Consider the following 22,910-nt stretch of genomic DNA (forward strand, 5'->3'; position numbering starts at 1 on the left):
ATATGTTTTAAAAAATTATCTTTTAAAGAAATAATTTTATTTGGGAGAAAATTTGATGTGCTGTTTGTAAATCGTTAACCAGATATACGCCCGACGAAGTGGAATTTTTATTATGATTCAAAAATTTCAGGTAGTTTTATAGCATGATAAGGTGCCTTGTTGTTGACGACGAGCCTTTGGCTTTAAATATACTGGAAGACTACATTTCAAAAATGCCTTTTTTGCAGTTGGTAAAGGCTACTACCAACCCTATAGAGGCACTTACGCTGGTACAGGATGGCTCGGCCGACCTGGTATTTTTGGATGTGCAGATGCCTGAACTTACAGGTATCCAGTTCCTGAAAATAGCCAACGGCAAAGCTAAGGTGATACTTACCACTGCTTATCCGCAATATGCGTTAGAGGGTTACGAGCTTGACGTGGTTGATTACCTGCTTAAGCCCATTGCGTTCGACAGGTTTTATAAAGCTGTACAAAAAGCGCAGGGAATATTACAGCCGTCTGCCCAGTCGGTTCAACCAGTAGCTCAGGCCCAGGTGCAGCAGCAACAGCAGGATTTTATGAATGATTTTATCTTTGTAAAAACCGAGCATAAAATTCAAAAGGTTTACCTGCACGATATTTTATTTATTGAAGGGCTGAAAGATTACATATCCATCTTTACTACTACAGAGCGCATTATTACTCTGCAAAACATGAAGAAGATGGAAGATGCCCTGCCCGAGAAATACTTTATCAGGGTGCACCGCTCATACATTGTTTCGCTCGACAAGATTGACAGTATTGAGCGAAGCCGCATATTTATTGGTGATAAGATCATTCCTGTAGGTGATACTTATCGTGATGATTTTTTCAGGATAATTGATGGGAAAAACGTTTAAGATGTTGGTTTTTTGTGATCTTGAACGTTAGTGAGAGATCTTCTACGACATGCTTGCGGTTTAATGCTTAGAGAAGATATCGCCTCGTTCCTCGTCGATGTGACAGAACTAAACTTCTGCGAGCAACTCCGGATTCACCCTTGCCCTTATACGGTTCTCAGCTTCTTTTACCAGCACATCAACGGTACCGCTTGAAGGCTCGATAGGCTCAAGCACTTCCCATGTCATGTTAATAAACGTATTAAGCGGATACATGCCGTAACGCACCATTTTCCACGAGTTATGGATGGCGACTGGTACAAGTAAAGCGTCCGGACATTTTTTTAGAAGGGTGGCAATACCAGCCGATTGAAAGGCTTTTACTTTACCATCGGCAGAGCGTGTACCTTCTGGAAAGATCATGGCCGACCAGCTTTTCTCTTTCATGCGGGTGCCAAGTTTAACCAGTTCGGTAATTGACTGGCGGGGATCTTTACGGTCGATATTAGCGCCCCCGCCTACTTGCAGGTTGTATGATATGGACGGAATACCTTTGGCCAGTTCAATCTTAGATATAAATTTAGCGTGATACTTCCTGAAGAAATAGATCAGCGGCGGAATATCAAACAAGCTTTGATGATTAGCCATAATAATCATAGGGCGGCCAACAGGCAGGTTTTGCTTATTTATAAAGCGTGTGGTGTTAAATAGGATGTAATAAGTGCCGATCAGGCAGAAGTTCAAAGCGTCAACCGAGCGTTTGTGCGCGGCATAGCCAAAAAACTTATAACATATCATCTGTATAGGGTGAAAGATGATCAGTACCAGAAAAAAAGCAATAGTTGCTATGGGCGATAAAATGTAGCCTAAAAACTTTTTCATACGACCGGCAAAGGTAATTAAAAGGATAAAGATTTGAACAATAGGGTTAAATGTAAATGAATATGCATATTTGGGTGCTTTAAATATGAAATACTATTACAGTAGAAATTTTTCATTCATTGCTGCAATATTCATTGCGTTTTTATTAAGCCTTTTTTGTTATATGCTTGTTGATTCGATTGTTAAATCAATGTATAAGTGGGCTTTAATTATTTCTCCCTTTGTGCTTGTCGTAATTTGGGGCTCTTACTATTTTATGAGAAACTTTATATTACGTGCTTTTAGAAATGAAATTATTTTGGAATTCGATGAGACCAAGTTAACGTATTACATAACAAATGAGTTTGTTTACTGGGATGATATTATCGATATAAATACTTCTTCAAGTTCAAAAAATGACTTTTTAATTTTGTTAAAGCTTTCAGATGAATCAGAACTTGGTATATCAACAAAATGGATTTCAGGTGATCATAACAAGATATATGACCAAATAGTGAATTACTGGGAAAACTCGTAAGCGGCGTCTAAGTCAACATTAGCTTAACCCTTAATATCCCAGCTACCGACATACTATCAGTTATTTCGCCGTTTAATACCATTAGATAAGCTTCTTCAAACGTAACTTTCTTTATAACCAATTGCTCAGTTTCTTCCGGCTCAGCCTCAAATTGTTCAAGGTTACGGGCAAGGTAAATGATAGCCAGTTCATCGCTCACCGAGTTTGAAAGGTGCATGCGTTGTACTTCTGTCCATTCAGACGCTTTAAGGCCGGTTTCTTCCAGCAGTTCACGCTTTGCCGATTCCAGCGCATCGACGCCCAACGGCCCGCCGCCTTCGGGTATTTCCCAACTATAAGCGTTTAGCGGGTAGCGGTACTGGCCAACAAGGTAGGTGTTCATATCCTCATCCAGTGGAATAACACCTATCGCCAAATTTTTAAAGTGCACCTTTCCATAAATACCGGGGTTGCCCGAGGGATTGATCACCTCGTATTGAGTGACATTTATCCATGGGTTATCATATTTTTCGGCCGATGACAGGGTTTTCCATGGATTGTGGTTAGGGTCGTGCATAATTGCTAAGATATGGCTTTAAACAAAAATAGCGATGGTTTTGCCATCGCTATTAACAATATTATTGTGGTATTATAAACCGAAAGCTTGTTTTACCTGATCAACATAATCAAGTTTTTCCCAGGTAAACAGTTCCACATCTACAGTGGTGCGGTGCCCGTCGTGACTGATAAAGGTTTTGCTTACTGTTTTGCTTTCTTTACCAAAGTGGCCATACGCAGCGGTTTCACTGTAAATAGGATTACGCAGTTTAAAGCGGGTTTCAATAGCGTATGGGCGCATGTCGAAAATTGCCTCTACTTTTTTAGCAATTTCGCCATCAGTTAAACCAACCTTGCCGGTACCGTAGGTATTTACATAGATGCCCATTGGCTGCGCCACGCCTATAGCGTATGATACCTGCACCAGCACCTCGCTTGCTACACCTGCAGCAACAAGGTTTTTGGCAATGTGGCGAGTTGCGTAAGCAGCCGAACGGTCAACCTTTGATGGGTCTTTACCGGAAAAAGCACCGCCACCGTGCGCACCTTTACCACCGTAGGTATCAACAATAATTTTACGTCCGGTTAAGCCGGTATCGCCATGCGGTCCACCGATAACAAATTTACCGGTTGGATTGATGTGGTATTTTATATCGCTGTTAAACAGGTGCGAGTATTTAGGATATTTAGCTGTAACGCGTGGAATCAGGATATTGATGATATCTTCACGTATTCTATTCAGCATAGCTTGTTCGCTGTCAAAGTCATCATGCTGGGTTGATATTACGATGGCGTCGATACGTACCGGAACGTTGTTATCGTCATACTCTAAAGTTACCTGCGATTTTGCATCAGGTCTCAGATACTTAATATCAGCATGCTCACGGCGGATGGCGGCAAGCTCTATAAGTAGCGCGTGAGCCAGATCAAGCGCCAGCGGCATATAGTTGTCGGTTTCGATAGTTGCATAGCCGAACATCATACCCTGGTCGCCGGCGCCCTGCTCTTCTTTCGAACTACGCTCAACACCCTGGTTAATATCAGGCGACTGCTCGTGAATAGCCGAAAGCACACCGCACGAGTTCCCATCAAACATGTATTCGCCTTTGGTATAACCAATGCGGTTAATCACGTCGCGGGCAATTTTTTGTACGTCGAGGTATGCTTTTGATTTAACCTCGCCGGCAAGTATTACCTGCCCGGTGGTAACAAGGGTTTCACAGGCAACTTTTGACTCTGGGTCGAAAGCCAGGAACTGGTCAATAAGCGCGTCTGATATCTGGTCGGCAACTTTATCCGGGTGCCCTTCTGATACGGATTCGGAAGTAAATAAGTATGACATTATTATGTTATTAAAATAAGGAAAGGGACGCAGATTATAGCAGGACGCGAAAAAGGAGCAAACTTTAGCACTTTTTTACGTGGTTGCAATTGATTGCCATAATAGCCGGCAACTTAAATCAGTCCACTTTCAGGGCGCAAAAATAAAACAATTTTTACAAAGCCAAAAATAGCCTTACTTTTGATACCTTAATATTACGAACTTGTTAAAAAAGAAAGTTTTATTTATTGTGAACCCGGTGTCGGGGGGTAAGAAGAAAGACGGGGTACCGCAATTAATAAAAAACTACCTGGATACAGCAGTTTTTGATGCTGAATTTATTTTTAGTACCGGGATTGCCGATGCACGCAGGATAGCAAAAGGCGCCATTGGCCATTATGATATAATTACCGCTGTAGGTGGCGATGGCACGGTGAACGAGGTGGCGTCGGCAATTGTAGGCAGCAACACAACACTTGGCATTATTCCTTATGGATCGGGTAACGGGCTTTCGCTTTTTTTAGGCATACCTGTAGATACACAAAAAGCTATCGAAACCCTTAACGCTCAACGCATAGAAACCATCGACTCGGCCAAGTTGAACGGACAATCATTTTTTAACATGGCAGGTATGGGCTTTGATGCCCACATCAGCGACCTGTTTGCCGGCAACAAGCGCCGTGGTTTTTATACTTATTTCAAATCTACGGTAAAAGAAATACTGGGTTATAAATCACAGCATTATTCTTTGGATATTGATGGCAAAGAATACGAGCGCGATGCGTTTATGTTGAGCTTTGCCAATTCGTCGCAGTATGGTAATAACGCACACGTATCGCCAAAAGCTTCGGTGCAGGACGGGCTGATAGACGTTTGTGTGGTAAAACCTTTTCCTTTGTATAAGTTTCCGGAAATGGGCATACGCATGTTCAACAAAACAGCCGACCGCTCACAATACATCGAGATCATCCGCGGAAAGAACATCCGGGTACGCAGGGGCGAAGCCGGCCCGATACACCTTGATGGCGAGCCACAGGTAATAGGCACCGAAGCCGAGATCAGCATCTTCCCTAAATCACTTAATGTTATTGTAGGCGAAAGCTTCCAGGCGGGGTAACCTGCAGGTGTTGACGTCAACAGAGTCAACACCGTCAACAGGATCAACACTGTCAACACCCGTCAACAGGGTCAACACCTGTCAACACCGTCAACACCCGTCAACACTGTCAAAAATATGGCAGTAAATTGCTATTTTTACGGTCGGCACCAATTGTTTTATTGATCTATCATGAAAAAGAACCAGAAGTTTACAGGGGTGGTATATTCAACCGACCCTGATTTTCAATATACTGAAAATGGCGATGATGCCACTGAAACCCTGCCGCCGCAACAGCAAAACCTGAAGATTTTTCTCGACCGTAAGGGCGGCAGTAAACTGGTTTCGCGTGTTACCGGTTTTATTGGCACCGATGCCGATCTTGAAACTTTAGGCAAAAAACTCAAGGCAAAATGTGGCGCGGGTGGTTCTGTAAAAGACGGTGAGATACTGGTTCAGGGTGATTTCAGGGAAAAGATTCTTACCCTGTTACTTGCCGACGGATATAAGGCCAAGAAAGCAGGTGGCTGATTAATGTGTAACTGTTACACAATTAATGTAAAACTTAAGTTAAAATAAGAAATGTGTTGTTTACAGGTAAATCTAAAAAGTTAATTATCTGAAACACAAAAGTTAACGTTATTTGTATTACCTTTAACTGCTATTGTAAAGGAATAATCTATCGTTTTAGTTACATACTTTTTGTCGTATATTTTTTGTTATTATTGAAAAAAATAATTTTCATTGTAAAAAATTGTGTTGCGACAAACAATATTTGTGCATGAATACGTTATGTATTCACCAATTATGAGAAATATAAAAAGAAACACATATATTAAATAATTGTTAAGAGTTACATAATTAAACTAAGTTGAGTTTTTTTAATTCATTAAAATTCTAACTTTGTTTTCCGCTTAAAAAGCAAATAATTAAAAACAAAAAATAAACATAAACTAAAAACTAAATTTTACTGTAATGGCTAACGCACCATCAAAACCAAGTACTCCTGTTAAAAAAGAAAGCTCAAGCGCATCGGGCATGTTTGCAACTTTGGCTATTCCGCTATGTCTGATAGTAACTGTCCTTATCTACATATTTGTTTTAGGTGATGGCAGCCACTTTAAAGGCGGCGATCCTAAAAATGATCCAACCGACATCTTCGGTACTGTGCACAAAGGTGGGGTTATCGTACCTATCATCATGGGCTTCCTGTTAATGGTTATCGTGTTCTCTATCGAAAGGTTCATCGTAATCGGTAAAGCATCAGGCACAGGTAATGTTGACGCGTTTGTTAGAAGGGTTCAAAGCTTCTTAAATGCAGGTAACATTGAAGCAGCTGCTGCCGAGTGCGACAAACAAAAAGGTTCAGTAGCAAACGTTATCAAATCAGGTTTGAAAAAATACCGTGAAGTTGAAAACGATCCGGCTATGGATACCGAGCAAAAAGCTTTAGCTATACAAAAAGATATTGAAGAAGCAACTGCATTAGAAATGCCGATGCTTGAGCAAAACCTTACTATCATTGCTACCCTGGTATCTATCGGTACACTGATGGGTCTGTTAGGTACGGTAATTGGTATGATTGGTGCGTTCGCTGAACTTGCTGCGGCAGGTGCTCCAAACACGTCAGCACTATCAACCCACATTTCTGAAGCACTTATCAATACCGCATTAGGTATCAGTACTTCAGCAATATCAATTATCATGTACAACGTGTTTACATCAAAAATTGATAAACTGACTTATGCAATTGACGAGACTGGTTTCAGCATCGTTCAAACATTTGCTTCGTCACACAAATAAGTAAAATATTAGGAGTTTATGCCGCCCGGCCTCAGTGCCGGGCGGGTATTTAATAAAGTTCTTAATATTTAAATTCAAAGGAAATTATGCCAAGAGTAAAAGTTGCCAGAAAAAGTACAGCATTAGACATGACGGCCATGTGCGACGTTGCGTTCCTGCTGCTTACCTTTTTCATATTAAGTGCAAAACCAAGGGTTGAAGATCCGGTAACTGTTGATATACCGGGTTCGGTTAAAGAAGTGCCGTTGCCTGAAGAAGGCGTAGCAGTAATAACTGTTGGCCAGAAAAAAACGTTTTTCAGCGTTGAGGGTACCGAAATACGTAAGCAAACGTTACAGCAAATGGGTGAAAAATATGGCATACAGTTTACCCCGCAGGAAGCTGATAAATTCTCTGTACTGCCGGTGTTTGGCGTGCCAATCCAATCGCTTAAACAATTTTTAGCCCTTGATGCCGACCAGCGTTCAAAGTATAAACAACCGGGTATACCCCGCGATTCGGTTAGCGATCAGCTATTTAACTGGATTCGTGAATCGCGTATCGCTGCAAAAGCTTTAAGAAACTTAGAATTACGTGTTTCAATCAAAGGCGATGCTAAGGAAGAGTACCCGACTATAAAAGAAGTTATAGCAATACTTCAACGCCAGGAAGTTAACAAGTTTAGTTTAATTACAACGCTTCGCGGAGCGTCAAAATAATAAGAAATGGCAGAATTAGATACCTCCGGCGGGGGTGGTAAAAAGGGTGGAAAGGTTAGAAGTAAGAAGCAGTCGACACGCGTAGACCTTACAGCGATGGTTGACCTTGCGTTTCTGCTGATCACCTTCTTCATCATGACAACTACCCTGAACAAGCCTAAGGCAATGGATATAGCCATGCCTGATAAGGACGAAAATCAAAAACAGGAACTTGCTGTTGCCGCTTCACGTACATTAACGCTGCTTTTAGGCGCTAATGATAAATTGATGTGGTACATAGGCGAACCCGGCAAAACGCCGCCAACCGTTGAAAATTACGGCAAAAACGGCTTAAGGAAAACCCTGCTCGAGAAAAAAGACGAAGTGCAGAAAAAAACCGGTAAATTTATGTTCGTTATCATTAAAGCAAGTGATAAATCGATATACAAAAACCTGGTTGACGTGCTTGACGAGATGGCAATTACCAATATCGAATCATACGGTATAGTTGATATATCGCCTGTTGAGATAGACCTGTTGAAGAGAGAAAAACTGTATTAATAAATAAATTAAAGCCTAAAAAATGTTAGGATCAAAATTAGATATATTAAAACAGGAATGGATAGATGTTGTATTCAGCGATCGTAACAAAGCTTACGGTGCATACGAACTTAGAAAGCAAAATTCAAAACGTACTGGTCTTGCTTTACTTGTTGGTATCTCGGTATTCGTTTTTGTTATAGCGTTGCCTACAATCATCAATAAAATAAAAGGATTCATTCCGAAAGCGCCGGAGAAGGTAAACATCACCGAAGTGGTGCTTACGCCGCCGCCACCCGTTGATCAAATTAAAAAACCACCTCCGCCGGTTGTTGAACCACCAAAGCCGAAGGTTGACCAGGTTAAATTCCCGCCGCCGGTAGTAAAACCGGACGAGCAGGTGCCTGATGAGGAACCGCCAACCAGCAAGGAGCTTGAAGTAGCCGACCCTGGACAAAAAGACCAGAAGGGTGACCCTAATGCCGAGATACGTATTGACGAACCTGTAGGTAACTCTGACGTAAAACAGGTAATTGAGGAAGATCCTAACCAGATATTTACAGCGGTTGAAAACCAGCCCGACTTTCCGGGTGGTATGCAGGCTTTCTATAAATATCTTGGTAACAACATCAGGTATCCGGCCGTAGCCCGCGAAAACAACGTTCAGGGCCGTGTGTTTGTAACCTTCGTTGTTGAAAAAGATGGTTCATTAACTGATATTAAAGTAATGCGTGGTATTGGCAGCGGTTGCGACGAGGAAGCAGTTCGCGTGCTTAAAAAATCACCAAAATGGAAACCTGGTATCCAAAATGGTCGTCCGGTACGTGTACAATACAGTGTGCCTATCGCCTTTAACCTGGCATCAGAGTAACATAATCATGACATTGAATTCAAATCAAAAGCAAAAATCGCCCAAAAGGCGATTTTTGCTTATTTTGGGGCTCATCATATTTCCTTGTATAATCATATTAGGATTTATGATAATGTTTTGGGACGGTTTAAACCTTGCCCTTACACAAACGCAGCGCTATATTTTTGGTGCTTTGTTTGTACTGTATGGTATTTTGAGGTTACCCCGTACTATTAAAAGCTCAAGAACTGACGATGAATAAATTAAAATTTGCAATTGCGGTTTTTGCGGTGTTAACCGTATTGGGTTGTGGTGAAAATAAGCCAAAAAGCCTGGTGCCTGTAGAAGGGTTTGCTTCGGGCAACATCACTATTGTTGCTGATGAATCTTTTAAACCGGTTATTGAACAGGAAGAAAGGATATTTGAAAATGCGTTTCCTGATGCGACACTTAACATAAAATACGGTACAGAAAACGACGTGTTAAGGTCGTTTTTAAACGACAGTACCCGTGTTGCCATTTTGCCGCGTCAGTTAACTGCTGATGAAGCCAAGGTTTTAAATAGCAGGAAACTGCCGCCGATATATAGCATGTTTGCACGCGATGCCGTAGCATTAATTGTGAATAAAGCATCGGCAGATACGCTTATTACAGTGGCTGAAATAAAAAAAATGCTTAATGGTGACACTAAAACCGGTCAAAGTATCGTTTTTGATAATCCTAACTCAAGTTTGGTACGATATTTAAGGTTATTATCAGGTGGTATCGAGCTTAAGCAGAAAAATATATACGCGCTTAAATCGAACAAAGAAGTTATCAGGTATGTTAGCGAACATACCGGGGCTATTGGAATTGTAGGTTTTAGCTGGCTTATTGATCCGGATGATGACTATGCAAAGTATGTTGATAACGTGCAAACGGTAAGTGTCAGAAACGAGTCAAGTAAAACCTATCCACGCGAATACTTTAAACCATCACAAAATACGCTTGTCCTAAATCAGTATCCATTAAGCCGGGAACTGTATTTAGTAAACAGTACGGGTAAGGTGGGTTTAGGTTCGGGCTTCGCGGCCTTTTTAACAGGAGAACGCGGCCAACGCATAATATTAAAATCGGGTTTATTGCCTGATTCAATCCCGCGAAGGGAGATCAACATTAAAAAGAGTTTTAAGACAGAGTAAATTAAATTTAAATTAGATGAAAGAGATCAGTAAAATTGCCATGGCAGCATTGCCGCTGATATTCGCAGGTTCATCAGTTTTTTCGCAAAGTTTAGACGACGCCAAAAAAGCTATTGACGCCGAGCAATATCAAAAAGCAACTTCGATGCTTAAAAACCTGACCGTAACACAGGCAGATAAAGATGAAAATTATTTCTACCTGGGTTGGGTATATATACTGCAGGATTATCCGGATTCTGCCAAAACAGTATTTAACCAGGGCATTGCAAAAAATGCTAAATCAGCATTAAACTATGCCGGACTTGGCGCAGTAGCACGCCTTGAAAAAAACAGTGCAGGTGCTACCACAAACTTTAACCAGGCTATTAGTTTAGCCGGTAAAAGCAGCACGCCATATTTATATGTAGGTAAAGCTTATTTGCTTGACCCTGCCGACGCTAAAGCGGCTGCCGATGTACTTAACAAAGGTAAAGCAGTAAACGGTAAAGATGCCGACCTGCTTGTAACCCTTGGTGACGCTAACCGTTTGCTGGTAAAAAGCAGCGACGCGTTAAACAGCTACGAGGCGGCTTTAACAGCTAACCCTAAAGAAGCTTCTGCTATTGTGGCTAAAGGCGTTCTTTGGAAATTTGCAAACAACTTTGAGCAATCAGAAGCTGAGTTTAAAGCAGCGCTGGCGCTTGACCCTAACTATGGTCCGGCTTACCGCGAATGGGCTGAAACCGATTTGCGCTGGGCGTTTAACGATCCTAAAATGGCATCGGCTAAAGTAAAAGAAGGCTTGGAAAACTATAAAAAATATCTTAGCCTGACAGACCGTTCGGTTGAATCACGTATTCGTTACGCCGAATTCTTGTTGCTTGCAGGTGATTACAAGGCTCTTCAAGCTGAGGTTGCCGAGCTGACTAAAATGTCAACTAACCTGAAAGTTCAGCGTTACCTTGGATACTCCGCAGTTGAGAATAAAGACTATCCAACCGCTGTAACCGCGCTTAACAAATTTATGAGTGAAGCCGGCGAGAAACGTATAATCCCTCGTGATTATATTTACCTGGGCCGCGCTCAAATCGGTACCGGTAAAGATTCGTTAGGTATTAATACCCTGAAAAAAGCTATTGAACTCGATAGCACTCAGGCAGATTTATATGCTGAAATTGGTAAAACATTATTTACTAAACAACGCTATGTTGAGGCCGGTGATGCATATAATACCTTCATAGCAAAAGGTAAAGGCGTTAAACTTACCGATCACTTTTACGAAGGTTTGAGCTACTATTATGGTTTCCAGAAGCAATATTTTAGCACTAACAAAGAAGTGGCAGCCAAGGCAGATACCTCGTTGCTAACTAAAGCTGATTCAGCATTCGCTTACGTAATTGATAAAACGGCTTCATCACCTTATGCTGATGCTTTCTTGTTCCGTGCGCGTACCAATGATTATAAAGACGCCGACCGTAACAATATAAAAGGCCTTGCTAAGCCATACTATGAGAAATACATAGAAGTGGTTAATGCTAAAGGTGCACCTACCGATCAGAAAGGTAAAACCAACCTGGCAGAAGCCTACGCTTATTTAGGTACTCTTGCCGAGTTCAAAGATAAAGATGAAGCGAAAGCATCTGAAAATTATACCAAAGCCCGTGAGCTTGATCCGGCCAACAAGTCGGCTCAACGTTACTTTCAAAAAAAAAGTAGTGCTGGCAGGTAACTAATTAATAATAAACAAAAGGCTTCATGAAAATGAAGCCTTTTTTATTTTAACCGCATTAGTATATTTGCAGCATGGAAGCACAAAGTTTACCCATTAATTTCCTGCCCATTGTTTTTCAAATAGTGGTAGCGCTTGGCTTTGTTTTTACAACCATGTTTGTAACACACAAAATAGGCCCAAAGCGTGTCACTAATGATAAGCTGACTCCCTTTGAGTCGGGTATTGAGGTTATTGGTAACGCGCGCACGCCTATTTCTATTAAGTACTTCCTGGTAGCTATCCTGTTTGTGTTGTTTGATGTTGAGGTGATATTTATGTATCCCTGGGCCGTGAACTTTAAGGATCTTGGCAAAACCGGCATGATAGAAATGTTCATCTTTATGGCAACCCTGCTGGCCGGCTTCATCTACGTTATCAAAAAACGCGCCCTTGAGTGGGATTGAGTTTAGACTGATTCTAAATACCTCGGCAAGTACTTGCCGGCACACTAAAAACGTTATTTATTTATAAATTTGTGCTATCGGTAGTTTCTCTGCCGTGTAGGTTTATTTGAATATTTCATGAGTGATATACAGATAGTTGATGCCCCTGCTGGTGTTGAAGGATCGGGGTTTTTTGCAACCACAATTGATAAAGCGATTGGACTGGCGCGCTCTAATTCATTATGGCCGTTACCTTTTGCTACTTCGTGCTGCGGTATCGAGTTTATGGCTACCATGGGTGCTAACTATGACCTGTCGCGCTTTGGTGCAGAAAGGCTGAGCTTTTCGCCCCGCCAGGCCGACCTGCTAATGGTAATGGGCACCATATCCAAAAAAATGGCTCCTGTGCTGCGCCAGGTTTACCTGCAAATGGCCGAGCCACGCTGGGTGATGGCTGTGGGCGCATGCGCCTCAAGCGGTGGTATTTTTGATACTTACTCAGTTTTACAGGGAATAGATGAAGTAATACCTGTTGATGTATATGTGCCGGGCTGCCCTCCGCGCCCCGAAGCTATCATTGATGGATTTATGAATATACAAAAGCTGGTGCAAACAGAATCGCTGCGTCGTCGTAACGAACCTAAATACCAGGCACTGCTGGCTAAATACGGAATTCAATAATGGGTAAGATAACCAATCAGGAAGTTTTAGATAAGATAGCCGAAAAATTTAACGATCAGGTTACGCTGACAGGCGAAGCTTACGGCTTGCTAACCGTTGAAACCGGCCGCGAGCAGATCATTGACCTGCTAACCTTCCTGAAAACTGATGCTGCGCTTCAGTTTGTATTTTTAACAGACATTACCGCTATACATTATCCCGAACAGGAAAAACCTATCGGGGTGATTTACCACCTGCACAGCCTGGTAAACAATGTGCGCATCCGCATAAAAGTTTTTATGCACGATGGTGATACACACATACCGACGGCAACCCCGCTTTGGGACGGCGCCAACTGGATGGAGCGTGAAACGTATGATTTCTTCGGAGTTATATTTGACGGTCACCCCGACCTGCGCAGGATATTGAATGTTGATGATATGACGGTTTTTCCGATGCGGAGAGAATATCCGCTTGAGGACCCTAACCGTGTTGATAAAAAAGACTTTTATTTCGGGAGATAATAAGGAATGCAAAACCACCCCGTATTTTTTGATAACGATCCGCAAAGCGAAGCCTCAACCCTTAACCTGGGGCCAACGCACCCTGCTACGCACGGCGTTTTTCAGAACGTGCTGCAGATTGACGGCGAGAGGATACTTAGCGGCGTATCAACTATAGGATACATACATCGCGCTTTTGAAAAAATTGCCGAGCACCGCCCATACTACCAGATAACCCCGCTTACCGACAGGCTGAACTACTGCTCGTCGCCCATAAACAACATGGGCTGGCACATGACGGTGGAGAAACTTGCCGGCATAAAAACCCCGAAACGGGTTGATTACATGCGGATCATCATTATGGAGCTTGCCCGCATAGCCGACCATATTGTGTGCAACGCTATTTTAGGTGTTGATACCGGCGCGCTTACCGGCTTTACGTACATGATGCAGTGGCGCGAAAAGATCTATGAGATTTACGAGGAAGTTTGCGGTTCGCGCCTTACTACCAACATTGGCCGCATAGGCGGGTTCGAGCGTAACTTCAACCATATTGCCTTTGCCAAAATACGAAGCTTTGTAAAAGAATATCCGGCAGTACTTAAAGAGTTTGAAAGTCTGTTTAACCGCAACCGCATATTTGTTGACCGTACGCGCGGCGTTGCCCCGGTAACTCCTGAAACGGCTTTAAGCTATAGCTGGAGCGGCCCGATACTTCGCGCTACCGGTATTGATTATGATGTACGCGCCATGGAGCCGTATTCATCTTATGAAGATTTTGACTTTGAGGTGCCGGTTGGCGACAATGGCGATGTATATAGCCGCTTTTTGGTGCGTAACGAAGAGATGTGGCAAAGCCTGCGCCTGATAGAACAAGCGCTTAACAAAATTGAAAAAGAGCCATCGGACATCTTTCATGCTGATGTGCCGGAGTTTTTCCTGCCACCGAAAGAAGAGGTGTACAACAACATGGAAGCGCTTATTTATCACTTTAAGATAGTGATGGGCGAAGTTGAAGTGCCTGCTACTGAACTTTACCATGCGGTTGAAGGCGCCAATGGCGAACTGGGCTTTTACCTGGTTAGCGATGGTGGGCGTTCGCCGTACCGTTTGCATTTCCGCAGGCCAAGCTTTATAAATTACCAGATGTATGCCCCTATGAGTGCGGGTATGCTGCTGAGCGACGCGATTATTAACATGAGTAGTTTGAACGTAATAGCCGGAGAATTAGATGCTTAGAGTAGAAGAAACCCAGCAGGCGGTTGAGTTCTCTGCTGCTTTAATTGCTAAGTTTGACGATGTAAAAAGCCGTTATCCGCAAGGAAAACAAAAATCGGCTTTATTACCTATACTGCATTTAACCCAGGCAGAATTTGGCTGGCTTAGTTCGGCAGCTATGGATAAAGTTGCCGAATACCTCGGGATATTACCTATTGAAGTGTACGAGGTGGCTACCTTTTATACGATGTACTTTTTACGCCCGCAAGGCAAGTATGTTTTGGAAGTATGCCGCACCGGTCCTTGTTGCCTGGTTGGTGCCGAAAAAATAATGGATCATATTGAGCAAAGGCTTGGTGTAAAAGAAGGGGAAGTAACACCTGACGGATTGTTCAGCTGGCGAGGTGTGGAGTGTCTGGCGGCCTGCGGCTTTGGCCCGGTTTTGCAAATTGGTCCTGAATATACTTTTTATGAGAATCTGACACCTGAATCGGTTGACAAACTGATAGCTGATTTGAAAAGCGGCAGGGATAACCAGCAGAGTTTCCAGCGAGTAAACCCTGTAGCTACAGTTGATAATAAGGCATCAGAGCAAGAATATAATAATACCATATTACCCCCAACCGACCCGACACAACGGTCAGCTGAGGAAATATGATAAATATCTTCTGTTCCATGTGAGAGGGCAGATAATAAAGCGTCATTGCGAGGAACGAAGCAATCTCTGAACTATTCAGATGCATCAATAAACACTGCATGACAAAAGAGAAATTAGAATTTAGAGCTTAGCTTTTAGAATTTAACAACAAATGGCTCGCAAATTATTATTAGAACATATCAATGTACCCGGCATCAACACGCTGGAAGTGTACCGCCAGAAAGGCGGTTACGCCGCTGTTGAAAAAGCCCTGAAAACGCTTACTCCTGACGAAGTTGTGGAAGAAGTGAAAAAATCAGGCTTGCGCGGACGTGGCGGCGCGGGTTTCCCTACCGGGATGAAGTGGAGCTTTTTGGCCAAGCCAGAAGGTGTGCCGCGTTACCTGGTGTGCAACGGCGACGAATCAGAACCCGGTACTTTTAAAGACCGTTACCTGATGACCTACATTCCTCATCTGTTAATTGAGGGAATGATTGTAGCCAGTTATGCATTAGGTGCCAATACATCATACATATACGTTCGTGGTGAAATGATGCCGCAGATCCGCATTCTTGAAAAAGCCATCGCGGAAGCAAAAAATGCCGGACTATTAGGCAACAATATATTAGGAACAGGCTATAACCTTGAGCTATACGTACAGCCCGGCGGCGGCGCCTACATTTGCGGTGAAGAAACTGCCCTGCTTGAATCATTGGAAGGCAAGCGCGGTAACCCGCGTATTAAGCCGCCATTCCCTGCTATCGCGGGTTTGTATGGCTGCCCAACGGTGGTAAACAATGTTGAATCAATTGCAGCTGTAGTGCCAATTGTTAACGAAGGCGGTGAAGAATATGCCAAATTAGGTATCGGTCGTAGCACAGGTACAAAACTGATTTCGGCATCAGGCAATATCAAAAAGCCGGGTGTGTATGAAATTGACCTTGGCGTACCGGTTGAAGAATTTATTTACAGCGATGAATATTGTGGTGGTATTGCCAATGGTAAACGTTTAAAGGCAGTAGTTGCCGGTGGTTCGTCAGTGCCTATTTTGCCTGCCAACCTGATACTGAAAACCATTAACAATGAAGCCAGGCTGATGACCTATGAATCATTAAGCGATGGCGGATTTGCAACCGGAACCATGCTGGGTTCGGGTGGTTTTGTGGTGCTGGACGAAGACCAGTGTATTGTGCGCAATACCTGGAATTTCTCTCGCTTCTACCATCACGAAAGCTGCGGACAATGTTCGCCTTGCCGTGAAGGTACCGGCTGGATGGAGAAAGTGCTGCACCGTTTAGAGTATGGTCATGGTAAAATGAGTGACATCGACCTGCTGGTTGATGTATCTAAAAAAATTGAAGGAAATACAATTTGTCCGCTGGGTGACGCGGCGGCGTGGCCTGTGGCCAGCGCCATCCGCCATTTCAGGGATGAGTTTGAGTGGCATGTAACCAACGCCCAGGAAGCGATAACCCGCAACTACGGCCTGGCACATTACGCTGACCCGCTGCCGAAGTTGGAGGTAACGGCATAAGCCCCTCCCGGCCTCTCCTGAAGGGGAGGTGAAGGAAAGGAATTGTCATCCTGAGCGTAGCGAAGGAACTATAATAAAGCGTCATTGCGAGGAACGAAGCAATCTCTACACATGCATATCGGCATGAAAAGTTTAGAGATTGCCACGCTAACGTTCGAAATGACAACAAGAAAATAAATGTTTCATACTCCCTCTCCAAAGGAGAGGGTTGGGGAGAGGTAAAATGAAAGTAACTATTGATGGCATTGCCATTGACGTAGAACCGGGAACAACTATACTTAACGCTGCCAGGATGATAGGCGGCGACATTGTTCCGCCTGCCATGTGCTATTACTCCAAGCTGGAAGGCAGCGGGGGTAAATGCCGCACCTGTTTGGTAAAAGTGAGCAAAGGATCTGAAAAAGACCCGCGCCCTATGCCCAAGCTGGTAGCATCATGCCGTACCACGGTAATGGATGGTATGGAAGTGCAAAATATAACGTCGCCGGAAGTTATTGAGGCACGCAAAGGTGTGGTTGAAATGCTTTTGATAAACCACCCGCTTGATTGCCCTATATGCGACCAGGCCGGCGAATGTCACCTGCAGGATTTAGGCTACGAGCATGGCGCCGCCAAAACGCGTTATGAATTTGACCGCCGTACTTTCGAGAAGATTGACATTGGCGATAAGATACAATTGCACATGACACGCTGCATATTGTGTTACCGCTGCGTGTTTACTGCCGACCAGATTACCAACACCCGCCTGCACGGTATACTAAACCGTGGCGACCACTCTGAAATATCAACTTACATAGAGAAAGCTATTGATAACGATTTTTCAGGCAACGTAATTGATGTTTGCCCTGTTGGCGCGCTAACTGATAAGACATTCCGCTTTAAAAACCGTGTATGGTTCACCAAACCGGTTGAGGCACACCGAAATTGCGATAAATGCTGCGGAAAGGTGACGCTGTGGTACAAAGGCGAGGATGTTATCCGTGTAACAGGCCGTAAAGACGTGTATGGTGAGGTGGAAGAATTCATTTGCAATACCTGCCGTTTCGACACCAAAAAAACTGCCGACTGGACGATTGAAGGTCCGCGCAAGGTATCGCATAAATCAGTTATCAGCGCTAACCACTATGAATTTAAGCCGCTGCCGGTTGTAAAAACCAACCCGGTGTTAAAAGAGGCCAATAAAGAACAATTTGAACGCGAAACACGCTTATAATGGAAACTACCGACATCATAATTAAGATAGTACTGGTTGTAATAATTTTTGCAATAAGTCTGGTAATAGCCATGTACTCCACCTACGCCGAACGTAAGGTGGCGGCGTTTTTCCAGGACAGGGTAGGCCCTAATCGTGCCGGTCCGTGGGGTATATTACAGCCTTTGGCCGATGGTGGCAAGATGTTCCTGAAAGAAGAGATCATCCCTTCAAGCGCCAGCGGAATACTGTTTATTGTAGGCCCTTCGCTGGCAATTTTGACGGCCTGTATAGGTTCGGCGGTTATTCCATGGGGACAGAAATTGACTATAGGTTCAACTGTTATCGATCTTCAGGTAACTGATATCAACGTAGGTATCCTGTACATTTTCGGTGTGGTATCGCTGGGTGTGTATGGAATAATGATAGGCGGCTGGGCGTCAAACAACAAATACTCGCTGCTGGGTGCTATTCGCGCGGCGTCGCAAAATATCAGCTATGAAATTTCAATGGGCTTGTCAATCATCGCCCTGCTGCTGGTAACCGGTTCATTAAGCTTACGTGAAATTGCCGAGCAGCAGCATGGTTTCTGGGCCGATGGCTGGTTCACCTGGAATGTATTCAAACAACCGCTGGGCTTTTTAATATTCATTGTTTGCGCTTTCGCGGAAACTAACCGTACCCCATTTGATTTGCCCGAGTGCGAAACCGAGCTTGTAGGCGGTTATCATACCGAATATTCGTCAATGAAACTGGGTTTCTACCTGTTTGCCGAATACATCAACATGTTCATATCATCGGCAGTTATGGCAACGCTTTACTTTGGTGGTTATAACTTTCCATTTATGGATATGATTAATTCGCCAAACCTGGTTACCATACTGGGCGTGGTATTCCTGTTCGGTAAGATTTTTATGTTCATCTTCTTCTTTATGTGGATCCGTTGGACTATCCCGCGTTTCCGTTATGATCAGTTGATGAACCTGGGCTGGAAGGGACTTATTCCGCTTGCCATTGCCAACATCGTAATAACCGGTGTAGTTATTACATTTTTAAACTAATTGGAGCTTTTGAATTAAATGGAATCATTAAGCAATAAAAAGAAGGTACTTGAAGTAAAGCCGCTCAACTTTATGGAGCGTATTTACCTGCCTGCCATTTTAAAAGGCTTGTCGATAACGATTAAGCACTTTTTCAGGAAGCCGGTAACGGTTAGGTACCCAGAGCAAAAGCGAGAGTTTTCTGAAAACTTTCGCGGAATGCACTCGCTTAAGCGTGACGAGGAAGGCCGTGAGCGTTGTACTGCCTGTGGGTTATGCGCATTGTCATGCCCTGCAGAGGCCATCACTATGACGGCGGCCGAGCGTCAGAAAGGCGAAGAGCATTTATACCGTGAAGAAAAATATGCAGCTGTGTATGAAATAAATATGCTGCGCTGCATTTTCTGCGGATTATGCGAGGAAGCCTGCCCTAAAGAAGCTATATATCTTGACGGCGATATTGTACCGTCAGACATGCTTCGTAAAGACTTTATATATGGTAAGGACAAATTAGTGGAGGCACCTTTAAATCAATAAAAGAAGTTTTATACCTTTGCCCGTCTCTTAAAAAGGCAGGCAAAGGTTTTGCATTATAAACATGGGTACATTTTACTTTATCGCGTTTCTCTCCGTCTGTTTTTCGTTACTGGTTATTACGGCGCGCAACCCTGTGCATAGTATTTTATATCTGATATTAACATTTTTCACTTTCACCATACATTATATTCTGCTTAACGCCCAATTTTTGGCTGTGGTAAATTTTATTGTGTACATGGGTGCTATACTGGTATTATTCCTGTATACGCTGATGCTGATGAACCTGAACAAGGATAATGAGCCCGTTAAGCCGGCCATTGTAAAAATAGCTGCTGTTTTTGGCGGCGGATGTCTGCTGGTTACACTAATAGCTTCGCTTAAAACGCTTGGCACATCTCAGCCGGTGGTGTTAAATAACCCCAATCTGGGTTTGGTAAAACCTTTGGGTAAAGTATTGTTCAACGAGTTTTTGCTGCCTTTTGAGGTATCGTCACTGCTGCTGCTTTCGGCAATGGTGGGTGCGGTATTGCTGGCAACAAAAGATAAACAAACCAAAACTATCTGATGGAAAGTTTTTTGAATGCCATAAAAACGGTTCCGCTTAATCATTATATCATGTTAAGCGCTATCATTTTTTCGATAGGGGTAATTGGTGTATTACTACGCCGCAACGCTATTGTGATCTTTATGTCGATAGAGCTGATGCTTAACGCCGTGAACCTGCTGCTTACCGCTTTCTCGGTTTACCGGGGTGACGCCTCAGGACAGGTTTTCGTGTTCTTCATTATGGCGCTGGCTGCTGCGGAAGTAGCCGTAGGGCTAGCAATTATTGTAATGATATATCGCAATACCAACTCAATCGACATAAACGTATTGAACAGGCTGAAGTGGTAAAACCCCTCCCGGCCTCCCCTGAAGGGGAGGTGAATAAGGAAGGAACTAATAATAAAGCGTCATTGCGAGGAACGAAGCAATCTCTGCACATGCATATCGGCATAAAAGTTCGGAGATTGCCACGCTAACGCTCGCAATGACGAGATAAATAACAAAACCAACAACTCCCTCTCCTTTGGAGAGGGTTGGGGTGAGGTAAAATACAGACGTCATTGGCGAGGTACGAAGCAATCTCTTTAGGACATTTAAAAGAGATAAGCTTAAAGAGATTGCCACGCTAACGCTCACAATGACGAACAGGAAATAAAAGAAACTAAACAAACAAAACCAAAAAGTCTCACCCTTTAGGGGGAGATTTAGAGGGGGCTAAAAATGGATAAATATATCTGGCTTATTCCTTTACTGCCGCTGGCCGGTTTTATAATCAACGGCCTGGGGCGGAATTCCTTACCTAAAAATTTGATAGGCGTTATCGGCAGCTTGTTGGTATTGGCGTCTTTTATTATCAGCATCGGTGTTTTCTTCCAGATAAAAGATACCGGTCATGCTATCAATGTTACTTATTTCGATTGGTTTTCGGTTGGTAAGTTAAAAGTGCCGTTCGCGTTTTTGGTCGACCAATTGAGCGCAATCATGTTGCTGATCATCACAGGGGTAGGCTTTTTAATTCATTTATATTCTATCGGTTACATGCATCACGATAGTGGGTTTGGTAAGTTTTTCGCTTATTTGAACCTATTCGTGTTCTTTATGCTGCTGCTGGTTTTAGGTTCAAACTACCTGATCATGTTTATCGGCTGGGAAGGTGTGGGGCTTTGCTCATACCTGCTTATTGGTTTCTGGTACAACAATCCAAGCTATGCCGATGCTGCCAAAAAAGCATTTGTAATGAACCGGATAGGCGACCTTGGTTTCCTTATCGCGGTGTTTTTGATATTTACTTATTTCGGAAGCATAAGCTTTGCCGATGTATTTGGCAAGGCTGCGACCATGAAATCTGGCGATAGCGTTTTGGTGTTGATAACCTTGCTGTTGTTTGTTGGCGCTACCGGTAAATCGGCACAAATACCGCTGTTCACCTGGCTGCCCGATGCAATGGCCGGGCCGACGCCCGTATCAGCCCTGATACACGCCGCTACCATGGTTACCGCCGGTATTTATATGATAGCCCGCTCTAACGTCATGTTCACACTTGCGCCGGTTACTATGGATGTTATTGCCATTATTGGTTTGGCAACCGCCACCTTCGCCGCGCTGATTGCTTTAACACAAACGGATATTAAAAAGGTACTGGCCTATTCAACCGTATCGCAACTGGGTTACATGTTTTTGGGCCTTGGTGTTGGTACGTTTACCGGCGCTTTTTTCCACGTATTAACTCATGCTTTCTTTAAAGCTTTATTGTTCCTTGGTGCGGGTTCGGTTATCCACGCTATGAGCAACGAGCAGGACATGCGCCATATGGGTGGTTTACGTAAAAAATTGCCGATCACTTTTTGGACAATGCTGATAGGTACCATCGCCATTGCGGGTATTCCTCCGTTTGCAGGCTTCTTCTCAAAAGATGAAATACTGGGTTACGCTTACGAGCGCAGCACTACTTTCTATGTAATAGGGGTTATTACAGCGGCGTTCACGTCGTTTTATATGTTTCGCATGCTGTTCCTTACCTTTTACGGTAAGTTCCGCGGAACGCACGACCAGGAGCACCATCTGCATGAGTCGCCACCAACCATGACCATCCCGCTGATTGTACTTGCAGTGCTTTCAATGGTAGGCGGTTTTATAGGCGTGCCGGAGGTATTGGGCGGTCATCATGAACTGGAGCATTTCCTGGCACCGGTGTTCGAGCAATCAACCAAAATAGTTGGTTCGCATCACCACGTATTGCATGATGCTGAAACTACACTGATGGCAATATCGGTAGCGGTTGCAGTGATAGCCCTTGTATTCGCTTATGTAAAATATGTAAGCAATAAGCGTGTACCGGTTGCCGATAGTGAAGAGCGTCCGCTGCTGTCAAACCTGTCATACCACAAATTTTACGTGGATGAAATTTACGACTTCCTTATTCGCAGGCCGCTTGATGCTATATCAGTGTTCTTTTACAAAGTTGTCGACCTGCTGGGTATTGACGGCATTGTGAATGGTTTTGGTAAGGGTTCGGTATGGACAAGTCGCGGACTGCGCCTGCTGCAAACAGGTAATGTTGGCTTCTATATATTTATGATGGTGGTGGGTATTGTTGCGGTATTGGTATATGGTTACACTTTAATAGGTTAAAACGAAGCGTTTAGT

At 43.5% G+C, this 22,910-nt stretch carries 24 protein-coding genes and 1 pseudogene; 22 read left to right on the plus strand and 3 right to left on the minus strand.

What is annotated here, in order from left to right; all coding sequences use genetic code 11:
* Positions 1–143 precede the first annotated feature (143 nt).
* Entirely contained in the window at positions 144–881 is a 738-nt protein-coding gene (locus EOD41_RS07645) for a LytR/AlgR family response regulator transcription factor (RefSeq protein WP_127704187.1), read from the plus strand.
* Between the two features lie 108 nt (positions 882–989).
* Here EOD41_RS07645 and EOD41_RS07650 read toward each other — a convergent pair whose 3' ends face one another.
* A complete protein-coding gene (locus EOD41_RS07650; RefSeq protein WP_127704188.1) occupies positions 990–1,742 on the minus strand; it encodes a lysophospholipid acyltransferase family protein in 753 nt (250 codons plus the stop codon).
* Positions 1,743–1,827: 85 nt separating this feature from the next.
* On the opposite strand from EOD41_RS07650, the gene EOD41_RS07655 reads away from it, so the two are divergent.
* Complete coding sequence (locus EOD41_RS07655; protein WP_127704189.1) at positions 1,828–2,259, plus strand: hypothetical protein; 432 nt, start codon at positions 1,828–1,830, stop codon at positions 2,257–2,259.
* Between the two features lie 7 nt (positions 2,260–2,266).
* Here the strand turns inward: EOD41_RS07655 and EOD41_RS07660 are convergent, their stop codons facing one another.
* Positions 2,267–2,815: an NUDIX domain-containing protein gene (locus EOD41_RS07660; protein ID WP_127704190.1), complete on the minus strand. Its 549-nt coding sequence runs from the start codon at positions 2,813–2,815 to the stop codon at positions 2,267–2,269.
* A gap of 72 nt (positions 2,816–2,887) precedes the next feature.
* Positions 2,888–4,138, minus strand: coding sequence for a methionine adenosyltransferase (gene metK / locus EOD41_RS07665; protein WP_127704191.1), 1,251 nt, complete (start codon positions 4,136–4,138; stop codon positions 2,888–2,890).
* A gap of 202 nt (positions 4,139–4,340) precedes the next feature.
* Between metK and EOD41_RS07670 the strand changes: the two genes are divergently transcribed.
* The 20 genes and pseudogenes from EOD41_RS07670 (at position 4,341) to nuoL (ending at position 22,895) form a co-directional block, all read left to right on the plus strand.
* Positions 4,341–5,234, plus strand: coding sequence for a diacylglycerol/lipid kinase family protein (locus tag EOD41_RS07670; protein ID WP_127704192.1), 894 nt, complete (start codon positions 4,341–4,343; stop codon positions 5,232–5,234).
* Positions 5,235–5,405: 171 nt separating this feature from the next.
* A complete protein-coding gene (locus EOD41_RS07675; RefSeq protein WP_205780503.1) occupies positions 5,406–5,744 on the plus strand; it encodes a translation initiation factor in 339 nt (112 codons plus the stop codon).
* A 444-nt stretch (positions 5,745–6,188) separates the two neighbouring features.
* Positions 6,189–7,016: a MotA/TolQ/ExbB proton channel family protein gene (locus EOD41_RS07680; protein ID WP_127704194.1), complete on the plus strand. Its 828-nt coding sequence runs from the start codon at positions 6,189–6,191 to the stop codon at positions 7,014–7,016.
* A gap of 86 nt (positions 7,017–7,102) precedes the next feature.
* On the plus strand, positions 7,103–7,714 hold the full coding sequence (locus EOD41_RS07685) for a biopolymer transporter ExbD (RefSeq protein WP_127704195.1): 612 nt from the start codon (positions 7,103–7,105) through the stop codon (positions 7,712–7,714).
* Positions 7,715–7,720: 6 nt separating this feature from the next.
* Positions 7,721–8,254, plus strand: coding sequence for an ExbD/TolR family protein (locus EOD41_RS07690; protein ID WP_127704196.1), 534 nt, complete (start codon positions 7,721–7,723; stop codon positions 8,252–8,254).
* Between the two features lie 22 nt (positions 8,255–8,276).
* Positions 8,277–9,104: an energy transducer TonB gene (locus EOD41_RS07695; protein ID WP_127704197.1), complete on the plus strand. Its 828-nt coding sequence runs from the start codon at positions 8,277–8,279 to the stop codon at positions 9,102–9,104.
* Positions 9,105–9,337: 233 nt separating this feature from the next.
* Positions 9,338–10,264, plus strand: a complete 927-nt coding sequence (locus EOD41_RS07705; protein ID WP_127704199.1) for a PstS family phosphate ABC transporter substrate-binding protein — start codon at positions 9,338–9,340, stop codon at positions 10,262–10,264.
* Positions 10,265–10,280: 16 nt separating this feature from the next.
* Positions 10,281–11,972: a tetratricopeptide repeat protein gene (locus EOD41_RS07710; protein WP_127704200.1), complete on the plus strand. Its 1,692-nt coding sequence runs from the start codon at positions 10,281–10,283 to the stop codon at positions 11,970–11,972.
* A gap of 74 nt (positions 11,973–12,046) precedes the next feature.
* Positions 12,047–12,418 (plus strand): NADH-quinone oxidoreductase subunit A, encoded by a 372-nt coding sequence (locus tag EOD41_RS07715; protein WP_127704201.1) that lies wholly within the window; start codon positions 12,047–12,049, stop codon positions 12,416–12,418.
* Positions 12,419–12,535: 117 nt separating this feature from the next.
* A complete protein-coding gene (locus EOD41_RS07720; RefSeq protein ID WP_127704202.1) occupies positions 12,536–13,078 on the plus strand; it encodes an NADH-quinone oxidoreductase subunit B in 543 nt (180 codons plus the stop codon).
* Positions 13,078–13,581 (plus strand): NADH-quinone oxidoreductase subunit C, encoded by a 504-nt coding sequence (locus EOD41_RS07725; protein ID WP_127704203.1) that lies wholly within the window; start codon positions 13,078–13,080, stop codon positions 13,579–13,581. The genes EOD41_RS07720 and EOD41_RS07725 overlap by 1 nt, the downstream gene beginning before the upstream one ends.
* A 6-nt stretch (positions 13,582–13,587) precedes the next feature.
* Positions 13,588–14,799, plus strand: a complete 1,212-nt coding sequence (locus EOD41_RS07730; RefSeq protein WP_127704204.1) for an NADH-quinone oxidoreductase subunit D — start codon at positions 13,588–13,590, stop codon at positions 14,797–14,799.
* Positions 14,792–15,298, plus strand: a pseudogene (locus tag EOD41_RS07735) (NADH-quinone oxidoreductase subunit NuoE family protein); the annotation flags it as partial. The gene EOD41_RS07730 and the pseudogene EOD41_RS07735, both read left to right, overlap by 8 nt.
* 289 nt (positions 15,299–15,587) lie before the next feature.
* On the plus strand, positions 15,588–16,949 hold the full coding sequence (gene nuoF, locus EOD41_RS07740; protein ID WP_127704206.1) for an NADH-quinone oxidoreductase subunit NuoF: 1,362 nt from the start codon (positions 15,588–15,590) through the stop codon (positions 16,947–16,949).
* Between the two features lie 223 nt (positions 16,950–17,172).
* Positions 17,173–18,162 (plus strand): 2Fe-2S iron-sulfur cluster-binding protein, encoded by a 990-nt coding sequence (locus EOD41_RS07745; protein WP_127704207.1) that lies wholly within the window; start codon positions 17,173–17,175, stop codon positions 18,160–18,162.
* Complete coding sequence (gene nuoH, locus EOD41_RS07750; protein WP_127704208.1) at positions 18,162–19,202, plus strand: NADH-quinone oxidoreductase subunit NuoH; 1,041 nt, start codon at positions 18,162–18,164, stop codon at positions 19,200–19,202. The genes EOD41_RS07745 and nuoH overlap by 1 nt, the downstream gene beginning before the upstream one ends.
* A gap of 18 nt (positions 19,203–19,220) precedes the next feature.
* A complete protein-coding gene (locus tag EOD41_RS07755) occupies positions 19,221–19,718 on the plus strand; it encodes a NuoI/complex I 23 kDa subunit family protein (protein WP_127704209.1) in 498 nt (165 codons plus the stop codon).
* Positions 19,719–19,779: 61 nt separating this feature from the next.
* Positions 19,780–20,283: an NADH-quinone oxidoreductase subunit J family protein gene (locus EOD41_RS07760; protein WP_127704210.1), complete on the plus strand. Its 504-nt coding sequence runs from the start codon at positions 19,780–19,782 to the stop codon at positions 20,281–20,283.
* Positions 20,283–20,612, plus strand: coding sequence for an NADH-quinone oxidoreductase subunit NuoK (nuoK, locus tag EOD41_RS07765; RefSeq protein WP_127704211.1), 330 nt, complete (start codon positions 20,283–20,285; stop codon positions 20,610–20,612). The genes EOD41_RS07760 and nuoK overlap by 1 nt, the downstream gene beginning before the upstream one ends.
* Positions 20,613–20,984: 372 nt before the next feature.
* A complete protein-coding gene (nuoL, locus tag EOD41_RS07770; RefSeq protein WP_127704212.1) occupies positions 20,985–22,895 on the plus strand; it encodes an NADH-quinone oxidoreductase subunit L in 1,911 nt (636 codons plus the stop codon).
* The last annotated feature ends 15 nt before the right edge of the window (positions 22,896–22,910 follow it).

The organism is Mucilaginibacter limnophilus, assembly GCF_004005815.1.
GTDB classification, from domain to species: Bacteria; Bacteroidota; Bacteroidia; order Sphingobacteriales; family Sphingobacteriaceae; genus Mucilaginibacter; species Mucilaginibacter limnophilus.

Bases quoted from the DNA above. Each gene is read 5' to 3' on its own strand.
- nuoL (WP_127704212.1), top strand. From the start codon at position 20,985: ATGGATAAATATATCTGGCTTATTCCTTTACTGCCGCTGGCCGGTTTT.
- EOD41_RS07730 (WP_127704204.1), top strand. From the start codon at position 13,588: ATGCAAAACCACCCCGTATTTTTTGATAACGATCCGCAAAGCGAAGCC.
- nuoH (WP_127704208.1), top strand. From the start codon at position 18,162: ATGGAAACTACCGACATCATAATTAAGATAGTACTGGTTGTAATAATT.
- metK (WP_127704191.1), bottom strand. From the start codon at position 4,138: ATGTCATACTTATTTACTTCCGAATCCGTATCAGAAGGGCACCCGGAT.
- EOD41_RS07680 (WP_127704194.1), top strand. From the start codon at position 6,189: ATGGCTAACGCACCATCAAAACCAAGTACTCCTGTTAAAAAAGAAAGC.
- nuoF (WP_127704206.1), top strand. From the start codon at position 15,588: ATGGCTCGCAAATTATTATTAGAACATATCAATGTACCCGGCATCAAC.
- EOD41_RS07695 (WP_127704197.1), top strand. From the start codon at position 8,277: ATGTTAGGATCAAAATTAGATATATTAAAACAGGAATGGATAGATGTT.
- EOD41_RS07705 (WP_127704199.1), top strand. From the start codon at position 9,338: ATGAATAAATTAAAATTTGCAATTGCGGTTTTTGCGGTGTTAACCGTA.
- EOD41_RS07755 (WP_127704209.1), top strand. From the start codon at position 19,221: ATGGAATCATTAAGCAATAAAAAGAAGGTACTTGAAGTAAAGCCGCTC.
- nuoK (WP_127704211.1), top strand. From the start codon at position 20,283: ATGGAAAGTTTTTTGAATGCCATAAAAACGGTTCCGCTTAATCATTAT.
- EOD41_RS07725 (WP_127704203.1), top strand. From the start codon at position 13,078: ATGGGTAAGATAACCAATCAGGAAGTTTTAGATAAGATAGCCGAAAAA.
- EOD41_RS07675 (WP_205780503.1), top strand. From the start codon at position 5,406: ATGAAAAAGAACCAGAAGTTTACAGGGGTGGTATATTCAACCGACCCT.
- EOD41_RS07720 (WP_127704202.1), top strand. From the start codon at position 12,536: ATGAGTGATATACAGATAGTTGATGCCCCTGCTGGTGTTGAAGGATCG.
- EOD41_RS07710 (WP_127704200.1), top strand. From the start codon at position 10,281: ATGAAAGAGATCAGTAAAATTGCCATGGCAGCATTGCCGCTGATATTC.
- EOD41_RS07685 (WP_127704195.1), top strand. From the start codon at position 7,103: ATGCCAAGAGTAAAAGTTGCCAGAAAAAGTACAGCATTAGACATGACG.
- EOD41_RS07650 (WP_127704188.1), bottom strand. From the start codon at position 1,742: ATGAAAAAGTTTTTAGGCTACATTTTATCGCCCATAGCAACTATTGCT.
- EOD41_RS07760 (WP_127704210.1), top strand. From the start codon at position 19,780: ATGGGTACATTTTACTTTATCGCGTTTCTCTCCGTCTGTTTTTCGTTA.
- EOD41_RS07715 (WP_127704201.1), top strand. From the start codon at position 12,047: ATGGAAGCACAAAGTTTACCCATTAATTTCCTGCCCATTGTTTTTCAA.
- EOD41_RS07745 (WP_127704207.1), top strand. From the start codon at position 17,173: ATGAAAGTAACTATTGATGGCATTGCCATTGACGTAGAACCGGGAACA.
- EOD41_RS07690 (WP_127704196.1), top strand. From the start codon at position 7,721: ATGGCAGAATTAGATACCTCCGGCGGGGGTGGTAAAAAGGGTGGAAAG.
- EOD41_RS07655 (WP_127704189.1), top strand. From the start codon at position 1,828: ATGAAATACTATTACAGTAGAAATTTTTCATTCATTGCTGCAATATTC.
- EOD41_RS07645 (WP_127704187.1), top strand. From the start codon at position 144: ATGATAAGGTGCCTTGTTGTTGACGACGAGCCTTTGGCTTTAAATATA.
- EOD41_RS07660 (WP_127704190.1), bottom strand. From the start codon at position 2,815: ATGCACGACCCTAACCACAATCCATGGAAAACCCTGTCATCGGCCGAA.